Origin of the sequence: Alkalibacterium indicireducens (assembly GCF_039522005.1) — a bacterium.
Classification (GTDB): Bacteria; Bacillota; Bacilli; order Lactobacillales; family Carnobacteriaceae_A; genus Alkalibacterium; species Alkalibacterium indicireducens.
In genome coordinates this window covers 1-4,961 of record NZ_BAAADA010000180.1, presented here as the reverse complement: position 1 = coordinate 4,961, position 4,961 = coordinate 1, and the positions used below count along the sequence as shown (strand labels likewise).

Below are 4,961 nucleotides of genomic sequence, written 5' to 3'. Positions count from 1 at the left end.
TAGATTAAGGGTCTTCTTTCTTTTTGTCTAGGTCGAATTTCCCCTCTTCCGACATTAATTTTACACATAGTCAAGTGTTCTACGTATATATTATCTTTTCATGCTAAGACTCATTATTTTAATCTCCTCTCATCAACTTCTATTCGCAAAATTCAAGAAAACTCGTTATACTTAGCGTATTGAACACATTCAGGAGGAGTAGAAATGCAGAGTATCCCGTAGCTGATATCCTTGATGTCTGCGTCGAAGCCGGGCGAGCTATGCTCGAAAATGGGGCTGAAACGTACAGAGTTGAAGATACCCTTTACCGTATAGCGAAAAGTTACAACCTTGTCTACATTAATGTTTTCGTTGTGCCCACAGCACTTATACTGACCGTACAAGGTGAAGATGGCCAGGACCATACTGAACTTCTGAGAATGACTGATCGACAGACAAATCTTGAAAAGGTCTCGATGGTAAATGATCTGTCCAGACAGCTGGCTCAGCGTGCACTGGCTCCAGACAAAGTTAAACTTAAATTGACCAATATAAAAAATACGCCACGAAATTTTTCAACCTTGCAGCGCAACCTGGCTATTGCATTTGCCTGTGGCAGCTTTCCACTTCTGTTCGGCGGAACCTATGACGATATGCTTCCCGCCTTTATCGCAGGCGGACTGGGACATATCCTGTTCGAAGTGATCAACGACTGGACGAATGTCAGCTTCTTTGCTGAAATGGTGGCATCATTTTTCATTGGGCTGCTGGCTCTGCTCTTTACGACCTCAGGTTTTGGAGATGATGTCAATATCATTATCATCGGCAGTGTCATGTCTCTTGTTCCCGGTATGGCTATCACAAACAGCTTCAGAGATCTGATGGCCGGTCATCTCCTCGCTGGAGTGGCTGTACTTGCCAAAGCCTTTTTGACCGCCGGAGCTATAGGCATAGGGATCGCAATGGTCTTGACATTTTTATAACAGATAAGGAGTTTTCAGATGAATTTGAATCATTTAACCTACTTTATAGCTGCACTTGTCGCCACATTTGGTTTTGGTGTGCTCTACAATGTTCCAACACGAACCTTATTTGCTTCCAGTTTTGCAGGAGCGATCGGCTGGATCGTCTATTATATCCTGTCTTTCCAGCTAGAACTCGACTTATTTGTAGGTGTCGGCGTAGCAGCTTTTTTAGTGGCCTATTTCAGCCAATGGTATGCTAGACATTTTAAAATGCCAGTAATCGTCTTTGCTATCCCCGGAATTATCCCTCTTGTTCCAGGAGGTTCTGCCTACAATATGATGCGAGCATTTATCGAGGGCAGCTCAGAAATGGCGCTCATGTACGCCACGGAAACCTTTCTGATTTCAGGTGCGATTGCTTTAGGCCTTTCGGTAAACAGTGGACTGTTCCAGGTCTTTTCTAGTCAGGCATTTGAAAAACGCGACAAACGGTACCTCCCTTAACACCCACTTTTACTCAAGTCAGCATATATCATTTTCATAAGTACAACTAAAAACCGGGAGCATCTCACGTGTTACTTGAGAGGCTCCCGGTTTTTTAGTTTAATGTCTTTTTTTATTCGTCTAATGTCAGTGATTAAAACCCGCTGACGTAGTTCAGTGGATTGACAGGTTGGCCATTTTTATGAATTTCAAAGTGAAGGTGGACACCTGTTGAATCTCCAGTCGTCCCCATCGTACCGATTCTCTGTCCTTGAGACACTGACTGACCTCTTGATACCAGCATGTTCGGCTGCAAGTGAGCGTACCGGCTTGCGTATCCGTCACCGTGGTCGATGTCAATATAGTAGCCTAGTGCTCTGTTGAATCCCGCTGTTCTGACTGTTCCAGAACGTGTCGCAGTGATTGCTCCACTACCGGCAATGTCGATTCCACTGTGGAATCTGCGTGTTCTGAAAATCGGGTGGATTCTGAACCCAAATGGTGAAGTCAGACGTCCGCTTGCCGGTCTGCTCCAGCTTACGCTTGATGGCGTACTGCTTGAGCTTGGACTTGGACTAGAACTCGATCCACCACTTTGAGATGAAGTGGCTGCGGCTGCTTCCTGTTCTCTTCTTTGGGCTGCAGCTCTTGCTTCTGCTTCAGCCTGACGACGCGCTTCATCTTCACGTTGTTGAGCCGCTGCTCGCTGACGCGCTTCTTCTTCACGTTGCTGAGCCGCTGCTTGTTGACGGGCTTCTTCTTCACGCTGTTGAGGGGCTGCATGCTCGCTAGACTCGGCTTCACGGCGTTCTGCCGCTGCCTGCTGACTCGCTTCTTCTTCGGCACGTGCTTGTTCTTCACGCTCTGCTTCCAGTCTAGCTGCTTCAGCGATTGCCTGACGTTCAGCTTCTTCTTCTGCTCTGCGACGCTCTTCTTCTTCACGTCTGCGTTGCTCTTCAAGACGACGTTCTTCTTCAGACTGAATTTCAGAAGACAAGGTCATCGCCTGTTGCGCCAGAACGTACTGTTCACTGATAAATGATTCTTTCTCTTTTTCATTCATTTCATACAATTCAGCGACGTGCATAATTTCATCATCGAGCGCCACCTGCTGAGAACTCAACTGTTCACGAGTTGCTTCCATTTCGTTAAGTGTATTCTGTACTTCTACTCGCTCAGCTTGTACCTGCTCTTCAGATTCTTTTACAAGCTGCTGGTCACGAATCTGGTCTTCAATAATAGAACGGTTAGCAGATACTAACTGGCTGACAATACCCATACGACTGATCAGATCTGACAAATTTTCTGCTGACAGAATGATATGTATGATTCTCGTCGGGTTCCACTGGGTTTGTGTGGAACGAGCTTGCTGCATTAGTTTTTCGTTACGCTGTTCAATCAGTACATTTAAGTGATCAATCTGTTCATTTAAACGGTCAATTTCTTTATTTGCAGCATCCAGACGATCATTCTGGTCAATCAGATCTTCTGTCAATTCTGAAATGCTGATTTGAAGTGCCTGAATACTCGCTTCAAGTTCTTCTCTTTCGCGAGCCAGCTCTTCCATTTCCTGTTCAGTGTTTTCAATGTTACCGTCTAATTCACCTGAACGATTTTCAACTTCTTCTTTTTCTTGTTTTAATTCATCAAGCAAGTTTTCAGCCTGGACCGGTGAGCCGACAATAGGGAACGAACCAGCGAGCATGACAGAGGCTAATAAGCCAAGTGTAAACTTCTTCTTCAAAATAGTTCCTCCTAAATTCAAAATAGTCTCGTTTAATATGCTAAAATTATCATAATCAATAAGTTCATGTTTAATCGCTTTTGTTTTTTAAGCTAAACTTATAATAGCATCAAACTGAATTATGTTAAACTACATGATGATTACAGTTATATTACACTTGTATTTAGTCAAAACATAGAAAAATTATGCAGTTCTTATAATCCCAAAAAATCGCATATCATTTGACTTCTAAATTTTTACACAGACTTAAACAGCTTGAATTAAACACGACCCTGCCAGTCACCTGTGCTTATTCAAGCTGCTTATTTGAAGTAATCTAGTCATCCTATTCGCTGATAAAGACCTATTATTTCTACAGTCCTGTCAAATCATTTTCTGCTCCTTCTCTAGAAGCAGTCCTTCGTAATCATTTATTTTATGGTCAAGTTTATTTATGACCGCTTCCATTTCCACTACTCTTTTCTTCAATTCAGTTCTTTCTCTAATGAGGATATTCTTACGCTCTTCGAGGGTTTTATCTCCCTCACGAACAAGTTCCGTATAACGTTTAAGGACATCCAGCGGCAGACCTGCTGCCTTCATACATGAGATGAAATCTATCCACTTCAGATCATTTTGATCAAATGTGCGAATGCCTCCTGAATTCCTAGACACCTCTGGGATCAGACCGATTCTTTCATAATATCTGATTGTAGAAGCTGTCAGATTATACTTTTCTGCAACTGCGGATATATTCATTGCTCTCTCCTTTTCTTCTATCTGTGAGACTAGTCTATCTTGAAAACTGTTCGACTATTTCATGCGACCGATGATCGATGAATAGCGTTTCTTTCTTGTCCAGTTCAGCAATTCGTTTCATATCTTCTTCTGATAAGTTGAATGTCTGACTGCTATAGTTTTCCTGGATGCGGCCCTTATTTACTGACTTGGGAAGCGCTACTATAGCATTTTGTGTAAGCCAGCGAAGGATGACCTGTGCCGCTGTCTTATCATACTTTTTACCGATTTCCACGAGAACGTTATGCTTGAATATATTATCTTTCCCTTCAGCAAATGGTGCCCATGATTCATGAACAACCCCATATTCTTTCATAATGGCATGGTCTTCATGTCGCTGATTGAATGGATGTGTTTCAATCTGATTAACTGCCGGCACTATTTCATTATGAATGATCAGGTCTACCAGGCGATCCGTATGAAAGTTACTGACACCGATTGATCTAAGCTTCCCTTCCTTCACCATATCTTCCATTGCACGCCAGGATCCGTAGACATCTCCAAAGGGCTGATGGATAAGGTACAGGTCAATATAGTCCACCTGGAGCTTAACAAGCGCTTTTTCAACTGCAGCACGTGTCTTGTCATAACCTGTATCGTCTACCCAGAGTTTAGTCGTCAAAAAAATCTCTTCTCTGGGGATTCCACTTTTTCTAATCGCTCTTCCAACTGCTTCTTCATTATTGTAAGCTCTGGCAGTGTCGATCAGACGGTAACCTGTTTCAAGAGCATCCAGCACAGCACGTTCACATTCTGCTTCATCGGGAATCTGAAACACACCAAAACCGAGTAAAGGCATCTCCAGTCCATTATTCAATTTAATAGTTTTCATAATACTTCCTCCAGTTAAATTATAGTAATTACCAATTTTTTTGTTTTTTCGTGTTGTTTTAATGCAACTATCGTTGCTCTATCAATTAAAATACAAAAAGGCACCTCTTCCCCCCCTTAATCTGATAAAATGAAGTTCACTAAAAACAAACATTCATCACTTAAGGAGTGAAAAGAGATGC

5 protein-coding genes are annotated in these 4,961 nt (G+C 42.6%); 2 read left to right on the top strand and 3 right to left on the bottom strand.

Annotation, left to right across the window (positions count from 1 at the left end; genetic code table 11):
• The first annotated feature begins 179 nt into the window (after positions 1–179).
• Positions 180–962: a threonine/serine exporter family protein gene (locus ABFX15_RS09815; RefSeq protein WP_346025240.1), complete on the top strand. Its 783-nt coding sequence runs from the start codon at positions 180–182 to the stop codon at positions 960–962.
• A gap of 18 nt (positions 963–980) precedes the next feature.
• Entirely contained in the window at positions 981–1,448 is a 468-nt protein-coding gene (locus ABFX15_RS09810; protein WP_091265548.1) for a threonine/serine exporter family protein, read from the top strand.
• Positions 1,449–1,581: 133 nt separating this feature from the next.
• Here ABFX15_RS09810 and ABFX15_RS09805 read toward each other — a convergent pair whose 3' ends face one another.
• From ABFX15_RS09805 to ABFX15_RS09795, 3 genes are all read right to left on the bottom strand, one after another.
• On the bottom strand, positions 1,582–3,171 hold the full coding sequence (locus ABFX15_RS09805) for a peptidoglycan DD-metalloendopeptidase family protein (protein ID WP_346025239.1): 1,590 nt from the start codon (positions 3,169–3,171) through the stop codon (positions 1,582–1,584).
• 363 nt (positions 3,172–3,534) lie between these two features.
• Positions 3,535–3,909 carry a MerR family transcriptional regulator gene (locus tag ABFX15_RS09800; protein WP_346025238.1) on the bottom strand — a complete coding sequence of 125 codons (375 nt, stop codon included), beginning with the start codon at positions 3,907–3,909 and terminating at the stop codon, positions 3,535–3,537.
• Between the two features lie 34 nt (positions 3,910–3,943).
• Entirely contained in the window at positions 3,944–4,780 is an 837-nt protein-coding gene (locus tag ABFX15_RS09795; protein WP_346025237.1) for an aldo/keto reductase, read from the bottom strand.
• Positions 4,781–4,961 lie beyond the last annotated feature (181 nt).

Coding starts and splice junctions, on each gene's coding strand:
- ABFX15_RS09810 (WP_091265548.1), top strand. CDS start 981: ATGAATTTGAATCATTTAACCTACTTTATAGCTGCACTTGTCGCCACA.
- ABFX15_RS09795 (WP_346025237.1), bottom strand. CDS start 4,780: ATGAAAACTATTAAATTGAATAATGGACTGGAGATGCCTTTACTCGGT.
- ABFX15_RS09800 (WP_346025238.1), bottom strand. CDS start 3,909: ATGAATATATCCGCAGTTGCAGAAAAGTATAATCTGACAGCTTCTACA.